Raw genomic sequence first — 26,504 nt, forward strand, 5'->3', positions numbered from 1 at the left:
GGTCGAAGGGCGCGCGCGCCCATCGGGGCGGGCGCGGCCGTGTCCGCGCGAGGTCGGCGGGCTGCGGACAATCACCACATCCGTCGGTCGGGGCGCGGGCCGGCGCAGCGGGGCGCGCGGTCCGGGTTCCGCGCGTTTACGGCGTCCGTCGTCGTCGGTACGGCGTGCGCGCGGTGCCGCGGGTCCGGCCCGGGCGAGCGCGGCGTCGCCGCCTCTGCGGTGTGCCCGTCGTGCTTGCCGCCGGGGGCGTATTGAATCCTGCTGCTGCGCTGCCGCCGGGGGGCGTCCGCGGGGCCTGCGCACGAAAATTCGCCCGGTCGGTATCGACCCACGCCCTGCAGGCTCCGCCCCGCCCGCGGCCGGCTCCGCTCGCTCGGCGCCGGGCGGCGCCCGCGCGCGGCGCGGCGCGCTGTCTGCCGCGCTGCCCGGCGTGGGGTCGGCGATGCGTCGTCGGCGTGTCGCTCTTCTCGTCCGGGGCGGGCGCGCGGCGGGCTCGCGCGTACGGCTCGTTGGGCGCGTCGCGTGCCGGCGCGCGGCGTCTGGCGCGCGCGCGCCGGTGGCGGCGCCCAAGGCGTCCCGTCCGCGCTGCCGCGTGCGCGCGGGGGTGCGGCCGGTGCTCCTGGCGTTGGCTGTCGTCGGCGCCGTGGCGGCGTCTTGTTGGCCGGGGCGCGCTGGCCGCTGCTCGTCCCGGTTGGACGCGGCGGGCGCGGCGTTGCGCGTGGTTCGGCGGCCGTCGCCTGCCATCGCTGCACTTTCCGCCTCCACGGGTCGCCGGTGCGCTCGGCGGCCGGCTCTGCTGCTCCGCCGCGGCGGGCCGCGCGGGCGCGGTCTCCGTTTCGGCGCTGTCGGTGCAGTGGCCAGCCGCGGCGCTGTACGCGCGCGGCATCCTGGCTCGCCGTGTATCGCGCTGCGCGCTGCGGCCGCGCTGCCGCGCGGTGCCGTAGATGCCAGGCCGCCGCTTGGCGGGCGGGGGCCTCCAGCGCCGCGTGGCTGCGGTGGTTCGGGCGGCGGGGTGATCGGCCGCATCCCCGGGTCGGCCGCGGTCGCCACTCAAGGCTCGGCCGGTGCGGCCCGGGCGCCGGTCGTCGCGGCGGCGCTCGCTGCGCGAACCCCCGCGCAGCTGGCTGGGGCCCGCGGCCGGGGTGAAGCCGCGGCGTGCTGGGCGCGGTTGTTGCCGTCGCAGCGTCGGGCGCGGGTGGGTCGTTGCGTCGCGTCCCAAGTGCCACGCGGCGTCGCGGGGACCGGTCATTCGGCGTGATTGCTCGCGTCGTTGTCGTGGAGCAGGAATTCCAACTGTCCGTTCGCCTCGGATGGGCCGACCGCTTCTTCCGCTTCAGTCTCATCGTAGGTGCCGGACCGCGCAGGGAGACCGTGCTGGTGACACAACCGGTCGATGAACGCGGCGAGCCCTTTGCGGTATCGCTCACCCGCATACGCGCTGTGCCGATACGTGCGTTCGTAACTGGCCGCCAGCGCCGGGAACGACTCGCGCACAAACGGCAGGTAGCGGCGCTTTGACGCGGCACGCAGACGCAGCGCGCAGGCGGCCACGTGCGTGGCGCCGGCGTCGGCCACGCGCGCCACAAGTTCCGACAGCGCGCGCGGGTCGTCGGTAATGCCCGGCAACACCGGCATGCAATTCACGCTCACCTCGATACCCGCGTCGGCCAGTCGCCGCACGGCCCGCAGTCGCGCTTCCGGCGTGGGGGCGCGGGGTTCGAGCCGACGCGCAAGTTCGCGATCGATGGTGGTAATGGTGATGTGTACGCCCAGCCTGCCGCGCTGCGTGAGTCGGGCCAGGACGTCCACATCGCGCGTGACGAGCGGACTCTTCGTGATGATCGTGATGCGCAGTCCGCGCGTCGCCGTGAGGGCCTCGAGGATCTGGCGCGTCACCCGAAATCGGCGCTCGGCCGGCTGATACGGATCAGTGGCCGACCCAATCACGATCGACTCGCCGGGTTTCGGCGAACGCGACGTGGCGAGTGCCTCACGCACGCGCTGCGCGGCGTTCTCCTTCACCAGCACCCGTCGCTCAAACGCCAACCACGATGGCATGGACTCGGCGATGCGTGTGCCGACCTCGCCGGCGCGCTCCAGCGTCCATTTGTGCGTGTCGCGGGCGTAGCAGTACGCGCACCCGAACGCGCAGCCCACATAAGGGTTGATGGACCAGAACCCCATACCGGTGGCGGACGGTGGATTGAAAATTCCGCGCACCGGCGCGGCGTGATACGTCAGGTCGGCCTGCTGGTCGAGTCGGCGAAAGGGCGTATCTGCGGTGTCGAGATCGAAACGGGGGATGGCGTCGGTGGGCACACGGAAGAGATACCGAAGAAACGCCGAAGTGGCAACCTGACCCGTGCGACCTCGACGCGCAGGAAATGAGGACCGGGCGATTGTCCCGGCGCGGGAAAGACCATAACCTCCATGGACATGCCAGCTCTCTCCGATATCGAGATCCAGCGCGGACTGGGCGCCCTTCCAGGATGGGCGCGGAAGGGCGATGCGCTCGTGAAGAGCTATCACTTTGCGGCGTTCCCCGACGGCATTGCGTTCATCGCGCGCGTGGCCGAAATCGCCGAGTCGATGAACCATCATCCGGACATCGATATCCGCTACACGAAAGTCCTGTTCACGCTCAGCACGCACGATGCCGGCGGGATAACGTCCAAGGACTTTGTGCTGGCCAAGGCGATCGAAGAGCTCGCCGCCGCCTAGTTCTCCGCGGTGCAGTTGTACGGGGATGCCTCACACGCGCGCGTGGAGATTGCTCTCATCCCGGCTGGCCGAGGGCCATAATCTGTCATTGGTCCACCAGCCGGAGGGCACATAATGAACACCATTGGCACGGAGCATCGCATGCGCACGGCGCGCGCACTCTCGAAGGGGGTTGCAGGGTTTCTGGCGATGTGCGTGACGCTCGGCAGCTGTGTACCGGTGTGGAGTCCGAGCGTCTCGCCGCCAACGTCAGCGGCGGTGGCCCAGACGATGCCTGCGTCAAGCAAGGAGCCGAAGGCGCCCTCGCTCAAGCTGCACTTGCACTCCGGCGAATTGATCATCGCCACGGTCTGGCTTGAGGACACCACTGCGCGAACGCTGCGCGTCTCCGGCACCCTGTACGATGCGAATCGTCGATCGCTTGGACCCGTGCAGCGCGCGGTGCCGATGGACTCGATTGCACTGGTGCAGGCCAGTACTCCTGGCAATGCGTACCCGGGCGGACTCGTCATGCTCGCCATCTGGGGAACCGGCGCAACCATCGTGTCCGGGTCGTGCCTCGCCGATCCCAAGTCGTGCTTCGGGTCGTGTCCCACGTTCTACGCGCAAGGCGACACGTCGTTCATCCAGGCCGAAGGGTTCTCGGCGAGTCCGCTGAGGGCGCTGGAAGCCCGCGACATGGATCACCTGTACTTCGCAGCGTCACCTCCGGGACCCTTCGTGCTGCGCATGCGCAACGAAGCGCTGGAAACCCACGCGCTGCGTTCGGTGCGACTGCTGATTGCGCCACAGCCCATCAACGGACGGATCTTCCACTCGCCGTCGGACGACTTGTATCCGGCATACGATCTGACGGCGCCAACGCGCTGCCAGTCAGCGAAGGGAGACTGCGCCGCCAGCGTGGCCTCGCTGGACCGCGACGAGTGGCAATCGGTCACCGACTCCACCGATCTCGCGGCGCAGGAGGTCGTGGAGTTGACCTTTGACAGAACGGAATTCGCGCCGCACGGGCGTTTTGACGAGACCGCACACGTTGGACTGGTACTGGGCGCACGTCATACGCTGGTTTCTACCTTCCTCTTCTATCAAGCGCTCGCATTTGCCGGCGGTGACGCAGGCGAGGCACTGGCGCGTCTTGAGCGAGGGCCCGTCGCAGCACAGCCACCGCTGTTCGCCGCGCTGCGCAGCCTGGGCAGCATCGGAATTTCGGTCTCGGCCGACGGGGTGAACTGGAACGCTGCCGGTCACCTGCTGGAGGCCGGACCGTTGGCGACGGATCCGCAGATCGTGCCGCTGACCCTTCCGGCCGGCACCGGGCCTGTGCGCATTCGATTATCGCTGACGAAGGGCTACTGGCGCCTGAACTACGCGGCGCTGGCGCGTCTTGGGGCGCGCGTCGAACCGATGGTCCTCCTACCGGTGTCGGTCAAGAGCGAGGGACGCACGGTGGCTGGCGCAAGCGCGGCCGCTGCGCTGGCCGACCCCACGCGCGTGCTGGTGACCGGTCCCGGTGACGACTACGCGTTGACATTCGCGTTGCCCGCGTCGCTGCCATTGCCGTCGGGACGGTGGGAAGTATTCCTGGAGAGCACCGGCTGGTACTACGAGTGGATGCGTGACGAGTGGATCGCCGAACAGGACGCGGCGCGCGCGACACAGCTGCTGTACTCGCCTCGCGATGCGTTCCGCGCACTGGCGCCGGTGTTCAAGAGTCGCGAGGCGACCAACGAGCGCGCCTTCTGGCAAAGCCGGATCACGAGGGGACGGCCATGAACACGACGCACATCATCGAGTCGACACACCCATCGGGTCGCCGCGTCCGCGCAGCGTGCGTACTGGTGCTGGCGGCCGCCGTGATCGGCGCGTGGCCAACCAGCGCCGCGCAGTCATCGTCACCAGTGTCGCCGTTTGGCACGCAGGTGCGTCTTACGCTCGCACAACAATCCGTGCGCGGTGAACTGCTGGCCGTCAGCAACGACTCCGTCTGGATCCTGAACGACGCGTTCACGGTTGCACTGGCGCGCCGTGACGTGCGGCGTGTCAGCTACCGACGTCACAATTTCGGCGGTCGCCGAGCCTTGATCTCCGGCGGAGTTGTAAGCGTGGTCACGACGCTGGCGATGGCCGCCGCCTGCAACTCGTACACGAGTACCAGCGAGGGTGCCGGCACGATGTGCGGCAATGCCGTTGGCGCCTGGTTTGCCGTGACCGCCGGTCTCACGCTGCTGACCAGTGGCTGGTCGTGGGCGCGTCAGTGGCACGACCTGCCGCTGACGCGCTGGGAGCAGCTTTCGGCGCACGCCCGCTTTCCGCAGGGACTGCCCCCGACGTTCAGAAAGCCGCCGCCGCCGTAAGCCTCGCGGCGACGCTAGTTCTTTCGCAGCGTGATGCTGCCGTTCACGGTGCTGGCGCGCAGTCGGGTCTCGCCATTGCCCACGGTGCCGCGCAGGCGACGCTGGGACAATGTGCCGGAGACGGTGATCGGAAAATCCGTGGTCACTCGGCCGTTGACCGTGCCGAGTTCCAGTTGCGCGCCGAAGTTCTCCGGCAACGAAATCGTGATGGAGCCGTTCACGCTTTCGTATTCGAGGTCGTCGGCCCGGCCAAGTGAACCCATGGACACCGTGATGCTGCCGTTGACCGTGGTGGCGCGCACGGGACCGCCGGCGCTGCGCGCGGTGATGCTGCCATTCACGGTGTTCGCGCGCACATCGGTGGTGACGCCACTCACTTCCAGCCCGCCGTTGACCGTGGAGACATCGACACGCACGCCTTCGGGCACGCGCACCACGAAATGCACGGACACGTCGTTGTCGCGGTTGTTCCACTTGTTGTTGCGGTCGCTGCGAATGCCGTCCTCCTCGCACCGCGAGTTCTCACCCCAGAGCGCGCAGATCAGCATCTCGTCGCCAAGCTTCTTTGGCTCGATGCGAACCCACGACGGGTCGCCGCGACGCCAGCGCTTCTCGGCGGTGACTTCGACGCGACCGGTGGTGCTGCGCTCCACCTCGATCCCGCCATTGACGTTCTTGATGAGGATACGCTTGCCGGATGGAATGGTGCCCGACCAGGAAAACGACTTGTCGCTCTCCTGATTGCGGTCCTGTTCGCGGTCGCGACTGCGATTTTGCGCGCTGGTGGCCGCGAGGGGTGCCAGGACCAACGCCGCGAAGGACACGCGCATGGCTGTGGCGCGCAGGGCGCGGGCATGACGTGCCGAGTTGAAACGCAACATGGGAACCTCCAGGGTCCGGTGGAGAAGGGAATTGCCTGACATGAAATGTGCAAACGGCTTGAATCTGATCACTCGATGCGACGACGCGCGCCGCGCCGAACGACCACATCGCCGGAGTAGGTGGAGACGTTGATGCGAGCGCTGCCGCCACCACCAAACTCGTAGTGTCTGGTCGCATGATCGTCTCGCGCTCCGCGCACGCGGCTGTCACTGGACGGCATCAGCGTCATCGCGCCACCGCTGACGTCGCCATTGTACGTGGACACGTCGAGTTGCCCACCCGCCGATTCCGGCAACCGCAGCATGACATCACCGGAGTGCGTGGTGAACTGCAGGCGCGCGCGGTCGCTCAGCGAGCCGTCAAATTCAATGTCTCCGCTCACCGCGTCCACCACGACTTGCTCGGCGCGCTCAACGGCAAGCGACACCTCGCCACTGGTGGTATGCACTTCGGCATTGCCGCGAATGCCCCGCGCCACGACGTCACCGCCAACCGTCGTCACGCGAAGGTCACTGATGTTGCCGTTCACACTGACATCGCCGGAAATCGTCTCGACGATCACGCGCCCGCCCAGCGAGTCGAGTGCCACATCGCCCGACTGCAGGTGCACTTCGACGCCGCCGACCACATCGGTCACGCTTACATCTGCCGATCGCCCATTGATCACCAGATGGACTCCGCGGGGAACCAGCAGTCCGATGTCGGGCTCGTCCGAATCACGGCCGGACAGTGCCCGGGCACCGAATCGACGACCGTTCGACTCGGCCACCGCGAGCGTGACACTGACGCCCGACGAGCGCACCTGATAGTCGGAGCCATTGGCCCGCAGTTCCGCCGTACTCCGGTCGCTGCCGCGCACTACGAGTCGGCCGGAGCGCACGGTGATGTCAATGACGCCGTTGCGCGCGACGTTGAACACCGTATCGGTGACGTCGCCCATGCCTGCGTGTACCACACTGCCTGCCGAGGCGTTTGGCGAGGTGCCGGGCGATGATTGCGACCCAAGCGGGATTGCCGCCAGCGCCATCGCCGCAGCGCACCACTGGAACGCGCGGTGCGGCATCATAACAGGGCGACCCGACGCATCAGCGACAACTTGGCTTCCAGCGCGCGATTGAGCGTAACGGACAGGACTCGGCTGTTGGGCGCCTTCTCCAGCGCGGTGCGACTGTCGGCAATCGCCTTATCAATGATCGCCAGATTGCGCTGCAGCACTGACACCGTGGTTGAGTCCAGCTCACCAAATCGTTCGGACACAATAGCCCGGAGCGCGGCGATTTCGCGTTCGTAGGTCACATCCGCGTTGACGACGGGAACAATCAACGAGGTGTCCGTCACCCGTGCCGGACCCGAGGCCAAGGCCGACTGAACAGCGGCGCGGCGCGCGGCGACCTGCCAGGTAATGGTGGACGTCACCGCCACCAGCACCGTCGCGGCGACGGCCAGGAATCGGACACTCAGGCCGCGCCGCGGTGCGGGCGGTGCGACGCTGCTGGTGCGGGTGGCGCGACCGGCGAGCGGCACGATGGGCGTGTCCAGTCGCGAGGCGATCCCTGCCCACAGGTCTCGCGACGGCGCGATGGCCGGGAGACCCGCAGCCGCCTGGATCAGCTGTTCGACGTCGCGCAGCGTGGCGCAGCACGTGGCGCACGCCGACTGGTGTTCACGCATCCACGCGCGTTCCGGGGCATCGAGCTCGTTCTCCAGATACGCCATCAGGCGATCGTCGAATCGAGTACACTCGGGGTCTCGCCCCTCGGGATGTGGCATATGGTGTGTCATCGTAGGCGATCGTCAGTTTTCAGGACGCTTTGTCAACGGGTCAGGGCTGCACGCAGCAGCAGGCGAGCGCGATGCAACTGGGCCTTGCTGCCGCCCGGGGTGATGCCAAGCTGTTCGCCGATCTCTTCATGCGTGAACCCTTCTACATCGTGCAACACAAATATCTGGCGTGCGCCCCTGGGAAGTCCGGCGATCGCGGACTCCAGATCCAGTCGATCTCCCACCGACGCCGGTCGGCTGGCCACGAGTGCCTGCGCCTCGTCGTCGTCGGTCGTGCGGCTCTGATAGATGCCGACGGATTTTCGACGCGAGAGCACCACGTTCACCGTCACACGGTGAATCCATGTTGAGAACGCCGCCTCGCCACGAAATCCGGGTAGTTTTTCCCAGACCCGCACAAAGACGTCCTGCGTGACTTCTTCGGCGATCATCCGGTCGCCCAGCATGCGAACACACAGGGCATACACACGATCGACCTGCTCACGATACAGTCGTTCGAACGCCTGTCGATCACCCGCTGCCGCCGCTGCGACATCCGGCAGTATCTGGGCCGGAGGTGCCGCGGTGGTTGACGCTGGATTGAGAAGTGGTTCGCTCACAAGCTGCGCGTGCATGTGCCCCGAATTCGAGTCACCGATTGGATGACGCGGGAGGCGAAAGGGTTTGAAGGCCCCGAAAAATCAGCCGGCGCGATCGAACCCCGTCACGATGCCCGGCAATTCCCCCATACGGGTCATCCAATACGTGGGGTTCGCGACGGCCAATTCTGCTCGGGTGAAAGGACCCCACTGGGCCGCCGCGGTACGAACTCCTGCGGCGAGCCCCGCTCCCATGTCGTGAGGCGAGTCACCGACAAAGATGGCCCGGTCCGCAGACGTGCCCAGTCGTTCGAGCGCGAGGAATACCGGCTCGGGCATCGGCTTATGGCGCGAGGTCTCCTCGAACGTGACAATGGCGTCGAAGGCATCGGCAATCCCCACGTGCCGTAGCGAACGATTGGTCATGCCCCGGCCCTTGCTGGTGACAATGGCCGTCACGTGCCCCGCGTGCCGCGCCCAGGCCAAAGTCTCCGCCACATCCGGAAAGAGTGACGTCATGCGTTCGAGATGCAGGTCCTGATAGGCCCGATACTGCTCAACCAATGCCTCGACGTCGCCGGGCCCATCGCTCCATTCCGCCAGCTGTGTGCGCAGGGGCGTGCCAATGCCCGCGGTCCACTGGGCCCGTGACGGGCGCCGCTCGCGGTTGGCAAAGGCCGCCTCCATGCACTCCAGCAGCAAGCCGATGGAGTCGATAAGGGTGCCGTCGAGATCGAACAGCAGGGCAAGTCGGGTCATCGCGGAAAGCTAGCGATGCGGGAATGATTGATCAGGAACACGGCCACAATGTGATTGGCGGCTCGCTCCATGATTTGTGGGGCCGGGCCATCGGGCGCGGCCAGGTTCGTCGCCGCCGACAGGGCTGTCCACGATGGCCAGCGCGACAGCCAGCACTCGAGCGGTTCTTCCTCGCGTCCACGTAGCCACTCGTCGAGGGCCTGCTCGGCCGCTACACCGCGAACCTGTGCGACCATTCGCAGCGCCTGCCGAAGGGATTCCCGCAACGCGACGCGTCGCACAGGCGAGAGCGGAGCAACGGCCCGGGACAGTGCCGCATACGCACGACGATGGGTGCTTGATATGGCCAGCGTCGACTGACCTAGATCAGTCGCCACGGTGCGACGCGTACACCATCTCAGTAACGCGCGTTGAGCACGGTGCCATGTATCGACCGGCACGGGGTCACCCGGATCACTCTGATTATCCGCCCTGGCGCCTTGCAGTAGCGCCAGGGCGCGTCGCGGCGAGGTGGACAATCTCCAGCTCCCGCTGCCGTCCACCGTTGACCTTCGCCAACCCGCGACGAGGGCGACGGATCCCGTGGCGAGGGCCACGACCGCGACGAAGCCCGTGCGCGGCCCGGTGACGGTACTGACGCGCGGTCGCGAACCTGCGGGCACGCAGTCCGATGGACGGTCGTCGCGCAGCCAGGACTGCAACAACTCCCGCAGTTGGGTCGCGGCATCCGCAGCGCTCCCCCGCCCGGTGCCACTCGATTCATTGCGACGCTCGTCCGGTCTCCCGCCGACCAATCGTGTCTCCCACTGGGCTTTGCGCGCCAAACGCTCGAACAATCGAAGCGCCGCCTCTGCACCGGGTGGTGGATTGATGCGGTATACGGCAATGTCACTATGCGGCGATCCTACGCGCGCGCAGCGGCCCACCCGTTGGTGGCGCAATGCGTCTGTCCACGGCAAGTCCAGGTGCACCACAACGCCGGCGTCCTGAAGATTGACGCCTTCGGCCAGCAGATCGGTGGTGAGCAGCAAGTGAATGCGACGATGTGCCGGCGGTGGGGGGCGACCCTGCGCCACCGGTGCAAAGTGCGCCAGTGCCTCCTGTCGGGAGATTGCGCCGCTGGCGATAACGGCGCGTTGACCGGTCAGCATGCCGACGCCGGCGATGTCGGCGAGTGCCCGGCCAACGGCACGAACGGTGGCGGCAAACTGTGAGAAGGCCACCACGGGTACGTTTGGGTGTGCGCGCATGATGGTCCGCATGGCGTCCACGCGGGCGGCGTCGCTGTGTGCAACGCGCATCTGCTCGTGCAGCAGGCCTCGCACGGCGTCGAGGTGCGCGGACAGGATATCCAACAACGGTCCCGTGGCCGGCGCATGGTTGGCCAGCAGCTCTGGAAACGCCAACTGCACTTCATGCTCGCCGACCAGCCAACTGCGCAATTCGGCGCTGGTTGGATGGCGACCATGCTCCAATGCATGCCGCAGGGCTTCGCCACGCAGGAGTCGCTTTCGAAGCGCCTGCGTGAGCGCCGCGTCGCTGGAACACCAGGCTCGCAGGAGGCCGAGCCGAATCAGGGCGCCCGCGATGGCCCCGTCGTGCGCCGGCAGTGGTGCCGGCAGCGCCAGGATGGCGTCGAGCACGGCGGGATCGTGCGGCATGGCCATCGGGGGGTGTTCAACAATGCGGGGGCGTCCGATTCGATGTGTACGGCGCACGACGACCCGCGCCAGCAACCCATCCCGCAGGCGCGCTGCCGGCGTTCCCAGCGCCAACGCCAGCAGGGCGCCAAGATCGCGCGGTGAGTTGTGGATCGGCGTCGCTGACAGGAGCAACAGATCGCTGCCGGCGAGGACCTGACTGATGGCGCGATAACGACGAGTGGTTGGCGTCCGCAGGTGATGCGCCTCGTCAACGATGACCAGCGTTCCCGGTTGGCACACGTTGGCGGGCGGATGTGCCGAAGAGTAGCAATGCAGCGACTCCAGTTGTGCGTGGGAGCACTGCGCGCGGGTTAGCGCCGAGCGCCACATGGGTAGCAAGGCGGCCGGCACGATGATGCGAACCTGCCGGTAGTCGCGCGCGACCGCCAATGCCACGTACGTCTTTCCAAGACCCACATCATCAGCAAGCAGTGCCACGCGGTGTTCACGCAGTATGGCGTGCAGGCGGCTGGCGGCGTCGAGTTGATGCGGGAGGAGTGTCAGCGCGCCCAATGCGGCGCTGGTGCATGGCGGTGCCGCCTGGGAATGGTCCGCCGCCATCATGGCGTGCGCCATGGTGGCGCGCACAGTGGATGCTGATGAAGGGACAAAGTCCGCAGTTGCGGGCGAGCGACGTCTGATCATGGGAGAGCCCACCGCATGAGTGGTTCGAGGTGGCGCAGTGGAATGCCATAGGCGGCCGCGATGGCGGATTCGTACTGGTCCACAGCAATCGATTCGCCGGCGGCGCGTCGTCGGCCAAGGTCGGCCAGCGGGTATCGGGCCGTCGTCCAGTTTGTAGGAACGGGAAGCGTGGCAACGGTCCATCCCATGAACCGGCGAAAGCCCCCGCGTGCGGGCTCGGCGAGTGTCTCGAACCATCCAGCGGCCACGGTCGAGCCCAGCAACGACTCGATGGCATAGGCATCGTCCATCGAACTGGTGCGCATGACGTAGCAGGTATTGAGCGGCACAGTGGGATCGCCGGCGTGCAGCACCCGCGGGCGCAGTCGCTTGCCGATGTCGGCCCACACGACTCGCGGGGACTCGTGTCGCGCGGCCTCGGTGCGAAAGAGGGTCCACCACGGGTGGCGCGCGCGCGCATCCCGTCGGCGTTCAAGCCGAGGGCGCCAGTGTGCCAGCCAACGCGCCGCGGCGGGCGGTAAGGCGCGCAGTGGCGCCCCGTCGATTCCATGCGTCCAGAGGATGCGCAATTCGCCATCGACGCCTGGCGTCGGCGCCGTGAGGCGCTGCACGCCGTCGCCGCGCAAGACCGGCCGCAACATCTGTCGCTCGATGTGCGCGCATCGTCCGTCCGCCACCACCGAAGCCGTTTCGTCGTCGTGTTCAATGGCGTGAACCAGGAACGCCGCATTGCAGCCACATTTGACACCCAGTATCGGGCGTCCGAGCGAGGAATCACCGAGGGCCGGTCCGGCCAACCGCAGACGCTCGAAGGCGGAGCGTACGGCGTCGGGAAGCAGCAACCATGGGGCCGCGGGATCGCCGGCGAACGACAGGTGGCGCGGATCCACCGTGAAGGCCGAGTGCTCGGAGCGATGCGCCAGTGTGACGCGGATGGGGCGTCGGGATGGGGGCGGCTCCGTACGGCGTTCCGCGACAACGAGTGACGGGTACACGGCGGCGTCGAAGACGGCCGGCGATTGGCTCCAGTCGTGCACGGCGCGCACGTCGACCTGGTTGTGCATCCATGCACGAATGCCGCCGCCGGCGAGTGCGCGCCAGAGTTTTGCAGGGACCAGCAACGCTGACATGCCGCCGGGTGCCAGCAGTTGAACGCTGCGTTCCACGAACGCGGTGGCCAGGTCGGCCTGTGCGGCAAATCCGACGCCGGCACCGGCCCGTGTTGCGCCGATCCGCCAGGCGGCGTGGCGCATGGAGTGAAACTCGCGACGCAGTCGCACCCGGTCGGCGTGCGGCACGGCGTGCGGGCGAACCCACGGCGGATTGCCAATGACCAGCGAGAAACCGCCGGCAGCGGCGACGTCTGCGAAGTGCGCCGCGAAACGAAAGGGTAGGGCCCCGCCCAGTTCGAGCCTCTTTCGTTGCCCTTCGAGTTCCCGGGTCCGCTGACGCAGGTGGTCAAGCCGCTGGCGGTCAAGTGGCGTGCGGGACGGTCGGTCACCGAACAGATCGCGCGCCCGGAGGCGATCGAGCAAGGCGCGCCGTTCGTACCGTGCGCCGTCGATCATGCGTTGCTGTTCGGTCACGGCACGGTGGCGCTCTTCGCGGTCGAGCGCGTCTGCCAGCGTGCGTTTGCGACTGCCGCTGGCGCGGGTGTATCGGTCGCGCAGCGTGGTCAGTCGTTTCGCGGATGGCGGCGCGTAGCGGAAGTCGCCGCCCGCGAGTGTGTCGCCGACGCGAATGTGATGGTCGAGGTTGGGCAGCGTCGGGATGTGACTGATGCGGGTCTCGGGGCACTCGATGACAATGGAGAGCCACAGGCGGAGCTCGCACAGCCATACGGCCAGCGGGTTGCGATCAACGCCAAAGATCTTGCGGGTCAGCACGGCGCGTCGAACGACGTGGGTGGGCCGATCATCGCCGGCCCGCGCCTCGAGTGTGGCCAGACACTCCAGGGCGCGCACCAGGAACGCACCGGAGCCGCACGCGGGATCGAGTACGCGAAGGGACTCCAACGCGGTGCGCGCGCGCGCCGTCAGGTGCAACGGCGCGCTGTCGTGCACCAGCTGATCGGCCGGCACGTCGGGTAGTACAGCGTGCAGCGCGTCGCGCACCACCGTGTCGACCAGTTCCGGTGGCGTGTAATAGGTTCCCGACTGGTGCCGCTCTTCAACCGCCATGAGCGATTCGAACGCGCGCCCCAGCATCTCCGGATCGATGGCCGCTTCCGACCAGCGTGTCGAGTCTTCCTGCGCGGTGAAACGGTATCGGTCGAGCAAATCGCCCAACAGTGACGCGAGCGTGTCGTCGTGGAATCGCAGCGCGCGCCGTCGCCGTTCCAACGGCGTGGGGGAAAAGAGGCCGCCATTGAGAAATGGCACGGCGCCGAAGTCGCGCGCGGCGGCGGCGCGTTGTGCCACCGGGGTGTTGAGCGTGCCGAAGAACAGCGGGCGGAGCAGTCGCTCGTGCAGACGTCCCCCGCGTTCGAGGCATGCGGTGACCCGATGCAGCAGAAACTGGCGATCGTGGTTGAGCCAGGCTTTCGCCTCGAGGAATGCGAGAAACAGGCAGCGCGATGCACAGAGGAGCGCCAGTTCCCGACGTTCTCCCGGCGAGGCGGGTCCTGAACTGGTTTCGGCCAACTGCCCCACCGTGTGATCGAGCGCCCGATAAAATCGCGTGGACAGTGCGTCGCGTCCCAGAATGTCGCCGAAGCGCGCGTGGCGCAGCGTGGGGTCCGGCTCAGTGATGGCTGCCAGTGAACGCAGCGTGTCGGCGTCGGAGTCGACCACCCGTCGACGATCAACGCAGAGTGCGGCGATGCGTGGGCCACGGGAATCCGGGAACACCGCAGCGATGGTGATGGTCTGAGCGGCCGCGTCGAGGGTGACCACGCACCAGCTTCGGCCGGGTGCCCGCTGGGCCGCCGCCACGCACAACCGGCGGGTGAGTTCGCGGGTGTCGGTGGTGGCGGCCGAGCCCAGATGCGGCACGAGGGCTGCGCTCAGGCAGCGCAGTCCGCCAGCACCGTGCGCGAGATGCGCGTCGCTCACCAGGGACTCAATACCCAGATCGCGTCGGGAATCGATGGTCAGGCGACGCACCGAGTGGAAGCCCAGCAGGCGCACAATAGCGCGGAGGGCGGTCAGCGTATCGGCCTGGGCGAGCAGGCTGGCGGCAGCGTGGAGAGTAAGCACGACGGCAGCATACGGTCGGTGGTGCGAAAGACTGTCACCGCTCCATTGCAGCGGGGATCAACCCGACGCACGGCGTTGATCAGGCGGCGCGACGCGAACGGGGTCTACCGGGAGCGGGGCGTGGCGAGGGGCCGAAAGGATGAGCGACGGAACCTCAGGCGACATCGGTCGTCGCCTTCAGTATCTTTGTACGTGCCGGTACGATGTCGACGCTCACGCGGGCCAGTGCCGGTTGGATGCAGTCGCGGGCGCCGTCATAAGCGTGGCGCGCAATTGGACTGAACCTTTCGAGCGATCTCGGGCGAACCATGGCGATATGCTGGTTGAATGGGCGATTCGTGCCCGAAGAACAGGCGCAGGTCTCGATCTTTGATCGCGGACTGCTATTCGGTGACGGGGTGTACGAAGTGGCGGCGGTGTGCAATGGCCGTCTGCTTGACGCCGACCGGCATCTCGTGCGGCTCGAGCGGTCGCTGGCGGAGATCGAAATGCCCTCGCCGCAATCGCGCGAGGCGTGGATGGCGCTGATGCAATCGCTCGTCGAGCAGAACGGCATCGACGAAGGGCTGGTGTACCTGCAGGTGACACGCGGCGTCGCCGAACGTGACTTTGCGTTTCCGGCGGTTGTGACCCCCACCTGCTTTGCCTACGCGCGCAAGAAACGTTTGACGCAAGATCCCAACGCCGGAGGCATTGTGCTCCACGCGGTGCCGGATATCCGTTGGGCGCGTCGTGACATCAAGAGCACGGCCATGCTGGCGCAAGTGCTGGCAAAGCAGGCCGCGAAAGCGGCTGGCGCGTATGAAGCGGTGATGCATGAGCGCGGCATGATCACCGAAGGCGGCTCAAGCACTCTTTGGATTGTGCAACACGGCACCGTGCTGACGCGGCCACTGTCACACGCCATTCTGGCCGGCATCACCCGCGACGTCACCCTCGAGCTGGCCGCCCGGGAGGGGATCCCGGTGCTCGAGCGTGCGTTTGCACTGGAGGATGCACGAGAGGCCGATGAGTGCTTCATCACGAGCGCGACCAGTTTCGTGCTGCCGGTCGTGCGGATCGACGACGCCGTGATCGGATCCGGCGCACCGGGTCCTGTCAGCATGCGGTTGCGCGAGGCCTACCTGGCGCGCGCCGCCACCCTGACCCTGCACCGCTGACGCCGCATGACGCCTATCACACCGCGGTCTCTCGTTGCGCCGCCACGTCTGGGCGTGGGCGCGCGCGTTGCGCTGGTGTCGCCGTCGGGGCCGTTGCGGGATGTCACCGAACTGGTGCGGGCCGAGGGCCACGCACGCCTCTTGGGGTGGGAAACGGTAGTTGGGCCGCACGCGATGGCCCGCGAAGGCTACTTCGCGGGGCACGATGCCCAACGGCTGGCGGACTTGTCCGCCGCCATTGCCGACCCTTCCATTGACGGAATCTGGTGTCTGCGCGGCGGCTATGGTGCCGCGCGACTGTTGCCGGCGCTGGACATCGACGTCATTGCCGCGCGTCCGAAGGCGCTCATCGGTTTCTCGGACATCACCGCGTTGCACGCGATATGGCAGCAGGCCGGAGTGATGAGCTTCCACGGTCCCACGGCGCGTGGCGTGCTGTCTCCGTTCTCGCTGGATTCGTTCATGCGGGCGATGGTGCAGGGCGTGGACAGCGCGGGCGGATCGACCGGCGCGACGGTGATTCGCGACGGTGTGACCACCGGCAGGCTGGCTGGCGGCAATCTGGCGTTGGTGGCCTCTCTCTGCGGTACGCCGTGGGCCATAGATTTCACCGATGCCATCGTGGTGCTGGAAGACATCAACGAAGCCACGTATCGCGTGGACCGCATGCTGACGCAGTTGCGGCAAGCGGGCGCCTTCAATCGCTGCGCCGGTCTGGCGTTCGGTCATTTCACCAACGCCGATTCCCCGAACGATGATGGGGCGCGACCATTGGACGACGTGATCCGCGAGTGCGCCGATGCCCTGGCGGTACCGGCGCTCCTGGGAATCCCGGTTGGACATATCGACGATCAATGGACGTTGCCATTGGGCGCGTTGGCGACCCTCGACGCCACCAATCGCGCACTGCGCGTCCATCGCGCGGCAGCCAACTGACTGCGCGTCCCCTTCCTCGTTCTCACGAACACGGCCCACGATGAAAACAGCACAGCAACTATTCGCCGAAGCCAAGGCGGTCATTACCGAAGTGACGGCCCGCGAAACTCAGGACCGGATGGCCCGCGGCGAGCCGATCGTCCTGATCGATATACGCGAGCAGAATGAATGAAACCTCGGCCACGCGGCCGGCGCCCAGTACATCGGCCGTGGCGTGCTGGAGTCGCAGATCGAGTCCCGTGTACCGCGGGACGCGCCGATTGTGTTGTACTGCGCCAGTGGCAACCGGACGGCACTGGCGGCGCGCACTTTGGAGGAGATGGGCTATACGAACGTGGCCTCGATGGCCGGCGGATTTCGCGATTGGGTCGCCACCGGTGGCGAGGTGGCTGACTGATCGACCACGCTGACGTCGCGCGGCTTGCCGTCCGACTTGCGGAGCACGCGCCCAGCGAGGCGTCGCCGTGGCCGGAGGCGCGTCTGGCTGCGGTGGTTGCCGTGTTGCGCGTGCGCGACGAACCCGAATTGCTGTTCATCAAGCGCGCCGAAGCCGAACACGATCCGTGGAGCGGCCATGTGGCGTTCCCCGGTGGTCGACGCGAGCCCGCCGACGACTCGCTGCAGGTCACCGCGATTCGCGAAACGTGCGAGGAACTCGCACTGAAACTGACGGCCGAGAGCATGCTGGGTCAGCTTGATGATCTGGCGCCGCGTTCGCACGCGCTTCCCCCCATCATCATCCGACCCTTCGTGGCGCTGGTGGCGTCGGATGTCTCGTTTGTTCTCAGTCGGGAAGTGGCGTCCGTGTTCTGGGTCCCGCTCTCCGCATTGCGGGCGGCCGAGGCGCAGATCGAGCATGCCGTCATGATCAACGGTGTGACGGCTCGGTTCCCGGCCTATGCCGTGCAGGGTCACGTCGTCTGGGGATTGACCGAGCGGATCGTTCGTCAACTCCTCTCGATGTTTGAAGTGCCAGCGTAGTGCCACCTCTCACCACGTCGGACCTTGCGTCCGAGGAGCGGCCATCGTGATGCGTTATCGGGTCTTCGTGCTGGTTCTCATGGCGGCGTGCGCGCGTTCCGGACCGGCGCCGACGGCCATCGCGCCTGGGGCGGGGAAGCGCGTTGAAGGAGACCGCGGCATGGTGGCGGCCTCACACCCGGATGCGGTGGCTGCGGGCGTCGAGGCGCTGCGACTTGGAGGCAATGCGGTGGATGCGGCGGTGGCCACCGGATTTGCCTTGTCCGTCACGGACGTGTCGCAGACGGGATTGGGCGGCGGAGGCGCGCTGACGTTTTACAACGCCAAGACTCGTCGCGCCGAACATCTGCTGTTCTATCCCCGTTCCGGCGCGGACGCGGCGTGGGGGCAGGCCGACTCGGCGCGCGGCGCACCACGACCCGGTCGCGCGGCCGCAGTGCCGGGCATGGTGGCCGGGCTGCTTGAGATGCAGGAACGTTTTGGCAAACTGAGTCGTGCGCAAGTGATGGGTCCCGCGATCCGCCTGGCGCGCGACGGGTTCATCGTGTCACCACTGTTGTCGCGGACCATCGCGTCATCGAAGGCAAAGCTCGCCGCCGATTCATTGGCCGCGCTGCGGTTCATGCCGACGGGCGAAGCACTGCGACCGGGCGAGCGGTTGAGACAACCGGAGTTGGCGATCACGCTCGAACGCATCGCGGCCGCTGGCGCATCGGCGTTCTACACCGGCGGCGTGGCCGAACGATTGTCAGCGAAAGTTCAGGCGCAAGGTGGATTGATCCGCGTGCAGGACCTGGCGAACTACAAGACGGCTGGGGAACGCCCGCTGTGCGCAGAATGGCGCGGGTATACCGTGTTGAGTGCGCCGCCGCCGATGGGCGGGGTGGGTGTCCTCGAGATGCTGCAGATGGCCGAGGCATCGGGTATCACCGGCGCCGGCGGATTGACGCGTCAGCCGGAGGCTGTCTCGAAACTGGCCGACGTGATGCGTCTGGCAGGCGCCGATGCCGGGCGCTGGCGTGGCGATCCGTTTGCCCAGGCGGTCCCGGCACGCGGCACGACCAGCGCTGGGTATGCGAAGTCGCGCGCGGCGCTGATCACCGGCGTAGCGCTGGATACGGCCAAGGCGGGCGATCCGTGGCCCTTCGATAAGGCGGCCGCTCCGGCGTCGTGTGCGGCGCTCGACCCGTATCCGGCTGCGGTGCCCGACGCCCGCGCGCCGGGTGATGCGGCGGCAGCATTCGACGCGCGTGGCAGCGACCCCGACGACTCGTGGCGTCAGGGGAGCCTGACGTCGCATATGGCGATCGTCGATGCCGAGGGCAACGCGGTGTCGGCGACCACCACAGTGGGCGTGCTCTTCGGGTCCGGAGTATACACCGACGGATTCTTCCTGAATTCGTCGGCCAGCAACTTCGATGCGCGCACACGCGGTCCCAACCGATTCGCCAACACCACGATGGCGCCCACGATCGTCCTCGACCACGGCGCCGTGCGACTGGTGGTTGGTGCCGCCGGTTCGCAGTACATCCAGCCGGCAATTGTGCAGGTGGTGGTGCGCATGCTGGCGTTCAACGAGGACCCGGGTCTCGCGCTCGCGGCGCCGCGCATCCACGCCAGCGCGCCGCTCAAGGAAGTCGAGGTGGAGCCGGGGTTTGCCCCGGACGTGTATGCGGCGCTGGTGGCGCGCGGGTATCGCCCACTGAGCCGCGTCGCCGATATCTCGTTCGGTGGCGTGCACGCGGTATTTGTGCGCGCCGATGGCCGACGGATTGGCGTGGCCGATCCTCGTCGCGACGGCACGGCAGGCGGCAACTAGGCGGGGCCGGGGGCACTTGCGGGTATATTTAGCCTAGGCTAAAATATCTATGTGTCCACACTGAATACTGACCACCCGCCACTCGGCGACGTGCCGGCGACGGCCTCCGCGAAGGAATCCGGATGGCGACACGCGCGGCTCGCGCCGTCGCTGGCCGAGGTGCATCGCTCCATCGACGTCAACGGGACGACGTGGCTCCGGAAGCTGCTGGCTTTTGCGGGTCCGGGATACCTGGTCGCCGTTGGCTACATGGATCCCGGGAACTGGGCCACTGATCTGGCCGGTGGGTCGCGCTTCGGGTACACGCTGTTGTCCGTCATCCTGCTGTCGAACCTGATGGCCGTGCTCCTGCAGGGTCTGGCGTCCAAGCTGGGCATCGTCACCGGACGCGACCTCGCACAGGCCTGTCGCGATCATTACTCGCCCCGCGTGACGTTCACGCTGTGGGTGATGTGCGAGATTGCCATTGCCGCTTGCGATCTGGCCGAAGTGATCGGCTCCGCCATCGCCCTCAAGTTGTTGTTCGGGATTTCCATTCCCTGGGGGATCGCGCTCACCTCATTGGACGTGCTGGTGGTGCTGTACCTGCAGAACAAGGGATTCCGGCTCCTGGAAGCGCTGGTGATCGCGCTGGTGGCGGTGGTCGGCGGCTGCTTCCTGTTTGAATTGATCATCACCCGGCCGGAACTCGGGGCGGTCGCGCGCGGATTTGTGCCCACGGTCGACATCGTGCGCAATCCCGAGATGTTGTACATCGCCATCGGGATACTCGGCGCCACGGTGATGCCGCATAATCTGTACTTGCATTCGTCCATCGTGCAGACGCGGAAGTACGCCGAAAACGCCGAAGGCAAACGCGAAGCGGTGCGCTTTGCCTTCATCGACTCCACCATTGCCCTGACGTTCGCGCTGTTCATCAACGCGGCCATTCTCATTGTGGCGGCGGCAACATTCAATACCACGGGCAACACGGATGTCGCGGAAATCCAGGACGCGCATCGATTGCTCACGCCGCTGCTGGGCGTCGCGGGAGCGAGCACCGTGTTTGCGCTGGCCTTGCTGGCCAGCGGTCAGAACAGCACGATCACGGGGACCCTGGCGGGCCAGATCGTGATGGAAGGATTTCTCAATCTGCGCATACGTCCCTGGTTGCGGCGGCTGATCACGCGCTCGATTGCCATCGTCCCTGCCGCAATTGTGGCCATTGTCTACGGCGAAAGCGGCACCGCCAAGCTGCTGGTGTTCAGTCAGGTTATTTTATCGCTGCAACTGTCGTTCGCCGTGTTCCCGCTGGTGCGGTTCACCTCCGATCGCGAGAAGATGGGCGTCTTCGTCAACTCCATGCCGCTCCGCGTCGCGGCCTACTCCGTCGCTGGCGTGATCGCCACGCTCAACGGGTGGTTGCTGTGGCAGACCATGCGCGCCTGGACCGCCTGATGTATCGGCGCATTCTGGTGCCGCTGGAGCATTCGCCCTGCGATGACGTGATTCTGGGGCACGTCCGCCAGTTGGCGCGGCTGTGCGGGTCGTCTTTGCTCCTCATCCATGTCGCTGACGGCTGGGCGGCGCGCAATCTCCGCCCGCTGAACCTTCGCGAGTCGGAAGAGATACGCCAGGATCGGGAGTACATCGAACAGTGCTGCGCCGCCTTGCGCGCGGAAGGGTTTGACGCGGAGTCCGTGCTGGCGGGCGGTGAACCCTCAGTCGAAATCGCGTCTGCGGCCGACCGGGAATCCTGCGATCTGATTGCGATGGCGGTGCATGGACACAAGGGACTGCAGGACGTGATCTACGGGCAGACCGCCAACAAGGTGCGGCACCTGACCACCGTGCCGGTGCTGATGGTGCGTGATGCGCGTCGCGCGACACGACCGACGTGACACGCCCACGTGAGGTGATCGGCCTCTCGTGGTGCGCCGTCCCGACCTAGGCGCCGATGGCAACCAAAAAGGCGATCGTGCCGTTGCCGACGCTCACCGCGCCGGTTGAGGACTATCTCAAGGCGATTTACGAACTCGAGACGCGGCAGGGGAGCGCCGCGACCAGTGAAGTGGCCGAGGCACTTGAGGTCGCACCGGCCTCGGTGACCGGGATGATTCGCCGACTCGCCGCGCAAGGATATCTCGATCATGTGCCGTATCATGGCGTGCAACTGACTGAGGTGGGCCGTCGCGCGGCGCTACGGACCATCCGTCGCCATCGAATCCTCGAGAGCTATCTCACCGGCGTGCTGGGATATCCGTGGGATCGCGTCCACGACGAGGCGGAACAACTCGAGCATGCGGCGTCCGACGAGCTGATCGAACGCATGGCGGCCGCCTTGGGCCATCCGGTTGTCGATCCGCACGGCGCACCCATCCCGACCGCCGAAGGCACGGTAGAAGAACCGGCTCTGCGCACACTCGCGGAGTTGGCGATCGGCGAGGCGGCACGCATGCTGCTGGTCAGCGACAAGGATCCGGCCCTGCTGCGTTATCTGGCGGAGATCGGACTGCAGCCGGGCACGGACGTGACCGTGCTGGCGCGGGCGCCATTTGACGGACCGCTCACGTTGCGCATCGGGACCTCCGAGTCGATGGTGGGTCTCAGACTCGCCGAACAGGTGCTGGTTGCCGCTGACGCGTCGCCGCTCCCGGCGAAATCGCGCCGACGCTGAGGCGGCCGAGGCGCGGCGAACGATCAGCCAATGCGCGCCTTGAGCGCCTTGCGGGTTTCCACTGACAGCGGGGTGTCGCGCATCAGCGTTCGCAGGCGTTGCGTCAGGGTGCGCACGGCGACGCGTTGGCCGGCATCTGCATACAGCCAGATCGCATCGGCCAGCGCGAGCGCCTCCGCGTCGGGATCACCAAGTCGCAAGGCGTCGTTGGACAGTTGCTCCATCGTCATGGCGGCTTCGCGATTGTACGATTGTGCGTAGAGCGCACTCGCGAGACCGGTCATGGCGTCTACCGACAGTCTTCCGGCATCGCGCTCAATGGTTGCCGCGAGGCGAAACTCACGACGCGCCAGGTCGAACGCGCCAAGCGACATGGCGCGACGGGCGCTATCAAGATGCTCGGCCGCACCGCGGACATCGGCGCGGATTTCGGCGGTCGCGTGAGCGGGCACGGGTCGCGACGAGGCGATGGCGGGTCGTCGGTCCGCGTGCCGCACCATGTGGTCCGGTGCGAGGCCGGTTTGCACCGCGGCCACTGTCGACAGCGCGAAGAGTGTCATGGTGAACATGGGAAGCACCTCGAAGCAGAGAGTCATCACGCGCACGGAACGCGACGCGTTTCCGTTCCGGGACCCGCCCGCAGGGGCGTTACTTCTTCGATACGAGTCGAGGCCTCGGGAGTGTCACTGGAGGGATCGATTGCGGGATTCGGGGGACCAGTGGTCGTGCGGGCGGCCCACTGCCGATCCCCGTGTGCCGCGAGTGCGCTAGCTTTCGCCCATGCCAGATTCTGATTCCACCAGGGACCATAGCCTCCCGTCGTCCAGCGAGGGCATCGCGGACGTGTTGGTGGGACCTCCTGATGCCATTCGGCAGTTGATGCGCGGGGAATGGCGCACGCCGCACGATGTGCTGGGAGCGCATCCGGCATCGAGTGATGGCGTTGACGGGGTGGTGGTACGGGCCCGCGTGCCGCGGGCGGTGCGGATGTGGATCGTGCTGCGCGGTGTGCGCGTGCCGATGGCGCGCGTGCACGATGCGTTCTTCGGGTGTTTCCTTCCCGGCGAATCGCTGCCGCTCGCCTATCGACTCATCGCGGAAACGGTCGACGGACGCGAGCGCGAGTTCGACGACCCCTATCGATTCCTGCCCACGATCGGCGAGATGGATCTGCACCTGTACGGTGAAGGCCGTCACTTGCGGTTGTGGGAGAAGCTGGGCGCGCACCCGCGCGTGATCGATGGGGTGGAAGGCACCTCGTTCGCCGTGTGGGCACCCAACGCGCGCCGCGTGTCGGTGATCGGCAACTTCAACGACTGGGATGGACGCGCCCACGCCATGCGCGCTCTGGGTGGCAGCGGCGTCTTCGAGTTGTTCATCCCCGGGGTGCTGCCGGGCGCGCTGTACAAGTTCGAGATCCGCGCGCGTAGTGGTGCCACGCGCGTGAAGAGCGATCCGCTGGGATTCAAGATGGAGCAATCGCCCGGGCATGCCTCGATCGTTGAACGGTCTGGCGTGTATGCCTGGACGGATGCGGACTGGCTGGCGCGTCGCGCGAACGCCAATCCGGTGGCGGAGCCCATGCTCGTGTATGAGGTGCACCTGGGATCCTGGCGTCAGGGGGAAGGCGGACAGTTCCTCAACTATCGCGCGTTGGCGCCCCTCCTGGCCGAGCACGTGACGCGTCTGGGCTTCACCCATGTGGAATTGCTGCCGGTCCTTGAGCATCCCTATGGGGGATCGTGGGGCTATCAGGTTGGCGGCTACTACGCCCCGACCTCGCGGCACGGATCGCCGGACGATTTCCGGTACTTCGTCGACACGCTGCATCACGCGGGGATCGGCGTGCTGCTGGATTGGGTCCCGGCCCATTTCCCCAAGGATGACTGGGCGCTGCGGCGATTCGACGGCACGGCGTGCTACGAGCACGAGGATCCGCGCCTCGGTGACCATCCCGAGTGGGGGACGCACATCTTCAACTATGCGCGCCACGAAGTCCGGAACTTTCTTCTGGCCAACGCGCTGTTCTGGATTGAGGAGTTCCATCTGGACGGACTGCGCGTCGACGCGGTCGCGTCGATGCTGTATCTCGACTACGGGCGCGAGGCGGGGCAGTGGCTTCGCAATCGACTCGGCGGTCGCGAGAACCTCGAGGCGGTGGCCTTTCTCAAGCAACTCAATCACACCGTACAATCGCTGCATCCCGGTGTGGTCACCATCGCGGAGGAAAGCACCACCTGGCCGCGCGTGACACATGCCATTGCGGACGGCGGATTGGGATTCACGTTCAAGTGGAACATGGGGTGGATGCACGACACCCTCGACTACTACAAGGTCGATCCGTTCTTCCGGAAGGGTGCGCACGACAAGTTGACCTTTGCCATGATGTACGAGTACAGCGAACGCTTCGTGAATCCGCTGTCGCACGATGAAGTGGTGCACATGAAGGGGTCGCTGCTGCGAAAGATGCCGGGCGACGAGTGGCAGCGCTTGGCGAATCTGCGCACGTTGATCGGCTACTCGATCACGCGCCCCGGGAAGTCCGTGTTCTTCATGGGCACCGAGTTGGGACCCTGGAGCGAATGGAATCACGATGCCAGTTTGGAGTGGCATTTGCGCGACGATCCACGGCGCGCCGGATTGGAGCGGTTTGTCGCCGCCGCCGGCGCCCTGTATCAGTCGCAGTCCAGTCTCTGGCGCCACGACCACGATCCGTCGGGATTTTCCTGGATCGATGTGACCGACAAGGGCCAGTCGGTGCTGTCCTATGCGCGCTTCGATGGTGCGGCACACGCGGTGGTGGTGATGAACCTCACGCCGGTGCCGCGCGATCACTATCGCCTGGGAGCGCCGACGGCTGGTCGATATCGCGTCGCGCTCAACAGCGATGCCGCGACGTTCGGCGGGAGTGGATACTCTGTGGCCGACGACGTGATGACCGATGCCGAACCCTATCACGGGTTTCCACAGTCACTCGTGATCACCCTGCCGCCGTTGTCGATGCTGGTGTTGTTGCCCGATCCGATGCCGGAGCCGGGGACGCCGCGTGTGTCGAGTGCGGCCACGCTGGTGTCTGACTCGGTCGAGATGGCGCTGCGGGATCTCCCCGGTGTCGGCGGCATCGGCCGCGGAGACACCCGCGCCCACGCGTCGTCGTTCGGTGAGCAAACGTCCACGCGATGTGGCTGCGCCGATCGCGCCAATGACGGCGGGATCTCAGCCCTCCAGCGTGGACAAGGCGAAGGCGAAGCAGGCCATGAAGGCCAGGGAGGCCCGGCAGCAGAAGAAGAAACAGCAGGAGGTGCAGGAGAAGCCGAAGGGGCCGAAGGGGCCGAAGGGGCCGAAGCCGCAGTCGAAAAAGTCGAAGGGCAAGAAGTCGAAACCCGACAAGACGCAGCGCGACGAATGACCAAACGGGTCGTGCTTTTCGGCATTGCCAGTGTCGCCGCCGCTGCAGTGTGCGTTCGTCTGGGCATGTGGCAACTCGCCCGCCTCGACGAACGTCGCACCAAGAATGCGCTGGTGCTGGCCCGCGGCGCCGCGCCGCCTCTCTCGATGCGCGCGGTGCGTGAGATGGACACGAGCGCGACCCATTGGCGACGCGTCACGGTGCGAGGTATTGCCGACTACGACGCCGAAATGGTACAAACATCTCGATCGCAGGCGGGGGCACCAGGCGTCTACCTGCTTACGCCGGTGCGACCAGTCGACAGCGGATGGGGCGACACCTCGCTGTTGGTGTTGCGTGGTTACTTGTACTCGGCCGATGCCCGCACCATCGATTTTGCTCGTGCGCGGGAAGGCGACACCCTGACGGTCGACGCGCTCGTCACGGCGTTCCCGCCTCCCCGGCCCGGCGCGGTTCGATCCCCGACGTCAACACGCGCCATCCGGCTGCTCGACCGCGATACCCTGATGGCCATGATGGGTCGCCCACTGGTGCCGGTGGTCCTGCTGGCGCTTGGAGACACCACCCCACGCGACGTAGCGCGACCGACGCGTGTTCCGCCCCCGTCACCCAGCGAAGGACCTCACAAGTCCTATGCCTTCCAGTGGTTCGGGTTCGCGTCGGTGTTTATGGTGGGCTTTCTGTCCTTTGTCGCCAAAGGAGTGCGCAAAGAGAGCTGAGTGAGGCAATCGCGCCACATATGCTGCAGCGTTGATGCCGCCTCACTGTTGCCGGAAATGGGAAAAGTGATACTGTGGGCCGATGTACTGCGCCCATGAATTGCTGGCGACCGTTACACCAGAGGCACAACTCTCACAAATCCCTCTTGGGACGGTATCACGTCAATCGGCCGATCCACGAGACCGATTCCGCGGCCTCTCCG

At 66.6% G+C, this 26,504-nt stretch carries 20 protein-coding genes and 1 pseudogene; 12 read left to right on the forward strand and 9 right to left on the reverse strand.

The window, feature by feature from the left end; genetic code table 11:
• Positions 1-1,245 precede the first annotated feature (1,245 nt).
• Positions 1,246-2,319: a radical SAM protein gene (locus IPP90_04515; protein ID MBL0169986.1), complete on the reverse strand. Its 1,074-nt coding sequence runs from the start codon at positions 2,317-2,319 to the stop codon at positions 1,246-1,248.
• 117 nt (positions 2,320-2,436) lie between these two features.
• Here IPP90_04515 and IPP90_04520 point away from each other — a divergent pair, with 117 nt between their 5' ends.
• From IPP90_04520 to IPP90_04530, 3 genes are all read left to right on the forward strand, one after another.
• Positions 2,437-2,721, forward strand: coding sequence for a 4a-hydroxytetrahydrobiopterin dehydratase (locus IPP90_04520; GenBank protein ID MBL0169987.1), 285 nt, complete (start codon positions 2,437-2,439; stop codon positions 2,719-2,721).
• 114 nt (positions 2,722-2,835) lie between these two features.
• Complete coding sequence (locus IPP90_04525) at positions 2,836-4,494, forward strand: hypothetical protein (GenBank protein MBL0169988.1); 1,659 nt, start codon at positions 2,836-2,838, stop codon at positions 4,492-4,494.
• Positions 4,491-5,075, forward strand: a complete 585-nt coding sequence (locus tag IPP90_04530; protein ID MBL0169989.1) for a hypothetical protein — start codon at positions 4,491-4,493, stop codon at positions 5,073-5,075. Before IPP90_04525 ends, IPP90_04530 begins: the two co-directional genes overlap by 4 nt.
• Positions 5,076-5,089: 14 nt before the next feature.
• On the opposite strand, the gene IPP90_04535 is transcribed toward IPP90_04530, so the two are convergent.
• The 7 genes from IPP90_04535 to IPP90_04565 form a co-directional block, all read right to left on the reverse strand.
• Entirely contained in the window at positions 5,090-5,956 is an 867-nt protein-coding gene (locus IPP90_04535) for a DUF4097 family beta strand repeat protein (protein MBL0169990.1), read from the reverse strand.
• A 68-nt stretch (positions 5,957-6,024) separates the two neighbouring features.
• Entirely contained in the window at positions 6,025-7,023 is a 999-nt protein-coding gene (locus IPP90_04540; protein MBL0169991.1) for a DUF4097 family beta strand repeat protein, read from the reverse strand.
• Positions 7,020-7,739, reverse strand: coding sequence for a zf-HC2 domain-containing protein (locus tag IPP90_04545; protein MBL0169992.1), 720 nt, complete (start codon positions 7,737-7,739; stop codon positions 7,020-7,022). The genes IPP90_04540 and IPP90_04545 overlap by 4 nt, the downstream gene beginning before the upstream one ends.
• A gap of 32 nt (positions 7,740-7,771) precedes the next feature.
• The gene (locus tag IPP90_04550) at positions 7,772-8,353 is read right to left on the reverse strand and encodes an RNA polymerase sigma factor (protein MBL0169993.1); all 582 of its coding nucleotides are present in this window, start codon (positions 8,351-8,353) and stop codon (positions 7,772-7,774) included.
• A gap of 66 nt (positions 8,354-8,419) precedes the next feature.
• Entirely contained in the window at positions 8,420-9,076 is a 657-nt protein-coding gene (locus tag IPP90_04555; protein MBL0169994.1) for an HAD-IA family hydrolase, read from the reverse strand.
• Entirely contained in the window at positions 9,073-11,367 is a 2,295-nt protein-coding gene (locus IPP90_04560) for a DEAD/DEAH box helicase (GenBank protein MBL0169995.1), read from the reverse strand. Before IPP90_04560 ends, IPP90_04555 begins: the two co-directional genes overlap by 4 nt.
• Before the next feature lie 53 nt (positions 11,368-11,420).
• A complete protein-coding gene (locus IPP90_04565; GenBank protein ID MBL0169996.1) occupies positions 11,421-14,621 on the reverse strand; it encodes an N-6 DNA methylase in 3,201 nt (1,066 codons plus the stop codon).
• Between the two features lie 308 nt (positions 14,622-14,929).
• On the opposite strand from IPP90_04565, the gene IPP90_04570 reads away from it, so the two are divergent.
• From IPP90_04570 to IPP90_04605, 8 genes and pseudogenes are all read left to right on the forward strand, one after another.
• Positions 14,930-15,781 (forward strand): D-amino acid aminotransferase, encoded by an 852-nt coding sequence (locus IPP90_04570; GenBank protein MBL0169997.1) that lies wholly within the window; start codon positions 14,930-14,932, stop codon positions 15,779-15,781.
• Between the two features lie 6 nt (positions 15,782-15,787).
• The gene (locus IPP90_04575; GenBank protein ID MBL0169998.1) at positions 15,788-16,717 is read left to right on the forward strand and encodes an LD-carboxypeptidase; all 930 of its coding nucleotides are present in this window, start codon (positions 15,788-15,790) and stop codon (positions 16,715-16,717) included.
• A 40-nt stretch (positions 16,718-16,757) separates the two neighbouring features.
• A pseudogene (locus IPP90_04580) lies at positions 16,758-17,114 on the forward strand (sulfurtransferase).
• On the forward strand, positions 17,111-17,698 hold the full coding sequence (locus IPP90_04585; protein MBL0169999.1) for a CoA pyrophosphatase: 588 nt from the start codon (positions 17,111-17,113) through the stop codon (positions 17,696-17,698). Before IPP90_04580 ends, IPP90_04585 begins: the two are co-directional and overlap by 4 nt.
• Positions 17,699-17,744: 46 nt before the next feature.
• Positions 17,745-19,517 carry a gamma-glutamyltransferase gene (locus tag IPP90_04590; protein MBL0170000.1) on the forward strand — a complete coding sequence of 591 codons (1,773 nt, stop codon included), beginning with the start codon at positions 17,745-17,747 and terminating at the stop codon, positions 19,515-19,517.
• A gap of 90 nt (positions 19,518-19,607) precedes the next feature.
• Positions 19,608-20,954, forward strand: coding sequence for an Nramp family divalent metal transporter (locus tag IPP90_04595; GenBank protein MBL0170001.1), 1,347 nt, complete (start codon positions 19,608-19,610; stop codon positions 20,952-20,954).
• The gene (locus IPP90_04600) at positions 20,954-21,397 is read left to right on the forward strand and encodes a universal stress protein (protein ID MBL0170002.1); all 444 of its coding nucleotides are present in this window, start codon (positions 20,954-20,956) and stop codon (positions 21,395-21,397) included. Before IPP90_04595 ends, IPP90_04600 begins: the two co-directional genes overlap by 1 nt.
• Before the next feature lie 56 nt (positions 21,398-21,453).
• The gene (locus tag IPP90_04605; protein MBL0170003.1) at positions 21,454-22,173 is read left to right on the forward strand and encodes a metal-dependent transcriptional regulator; all 720 of its coding nucleotides are present in this window, start codon (positions 21,454-21,456) and stop codon (positions 22,171-22,173) included.
• Between the two features lie 23 nt (positions 22,174-22,196).
• Here the strand turns inward: IPP90_04605 and IPP90_04610 are convergent, their stop codons facing one another.
• Complete coding sequence (locus IPP90_04610; protein MBL0170004.1) at positions 22,197-22,769, reverse strand: hypothetical protein; 573 nt, start codon at positions 22,767-22,769, stop codon at positions 22,197-22,199.
• Positions 22,770-22,953: 184 nt separating this feature from the next.
• Here IPP90_04610 and glgB point away from each other — a divergent pair, with 184 nt between their 5' ends.
• A complete protein-coding gene (glgB, locus tag IPP90_04615; GenBank protein MBL0170005.1) occupies positions 22,954-26,301 on the forward strand; it encodes a 1,4-alpha-glucan branching protein GlgB in 3,348 nt (1,115 codons plus the stop codon).
• The last annotated feature ends 203 nt before the right edge of the window (positions 26,302-26,504 follow it).

Source organism: Gemmatimonadaceae bacterium (genome assembly GCA_016720905.1).
Classification (GTDB): domain Bacteria; phylum Gemmatimonadota; class Gemmatimonadetes; order Gemmatimonadales; family Gemmatimonadaceae; genus Gemmatimonas.

Coding starts and splice junctions, on each gene's coding strand:
- IPP90_04555 (MBL0169994.1), bottom strand. CDS start 9,076: ATGACCCGACTTGCCCTGCTGTTCGATCTCGACGGCACCCTTATCGAC.
- IPP90_04600 (MBL0170002.1), top strand. CDS start 20,954: ATGTATCGGCGCATTCTGGTGCCGCTGGAGCATTCGCCCTGCGATGAC.
- IPP90_04570 (MBL0169997.1), top strand. CDS start 14,930: ATGGCGATATGCTGGTTGAATGGGCGATTCGTGCCCGAAGAACAGGCG.
- IPP90_04540 (MBL0169991.1), bottom strand. CDS start 7,023: ATGATGCCGCACCGCGCGTTCCAGTGGTGCGCTGCGGCGATGGCGCTG.
- IPP90_04525 (MBL0169988.1), top strand. CDS start 2,836: ATGAACACCATTGGCACGGAGCATCGCATGCGCACGGCGCGCGCACTC.
- glgB (MBL0170005.1), top strand. CDS start 22,954: ATGCCAGATTCTGATTCCACCAGGGACCATAGCCTCCCGTCGTCCAGC.
- IPP90_04520 (MBL0169987.1), top strand. CDS start 2,437: ATGCCAGCTCTCTCCGATATCGAGATCCAGCGCGGACTGGGCGCCCTT.
- IPP90_04550 (MBL0169993.1), bottom strand. CDS start 8,353: ATGCACGCGCAGCTTGTGAGCGAACCACTTCTCAATCCAGCGTCAACC.
- IPP90_04535 (MBL0169990.1), bottom strand. CDS start 5,956: ATGTTGCGTTTCAACTCGGCACGTCATGCCCGCGCCCTGCGCGCCACA.
- IPP90_04605 (MBL0170003.1), top strand. CDS start 21,454: ATGGCAACCAAAAAGGCGATCGTGCCGTTGCCGACGCTCACCGCGCCG.
- IPP90_04610 (MBL0170004.1), bottom strand. CDS start 22,769: ATGACTCTCTGCTTCGAGGTGCTTCCCATGTTCACCATGACACTCTTC.
- IPP90_04575 (MBL0169998.1), top strand. CDS start 15,788: ATGACGCCTATCACACCGCGGTCTCTCGTTGCGCCGCCACGTCTGGGC.
- IPP90_04530 (MBL0169989.1), top strand. CDS start 4,491: ATGAACACGACGCACATCATCGAGTCGACACACCCATCGGGTCGCCGC.
- IPP90_04545 (MBL0169992.1), bottom strand. CDS start 7,739: ATGACACACCATATGCCACATCCCGAGGGGCGAGACCCCGAGTGTACT.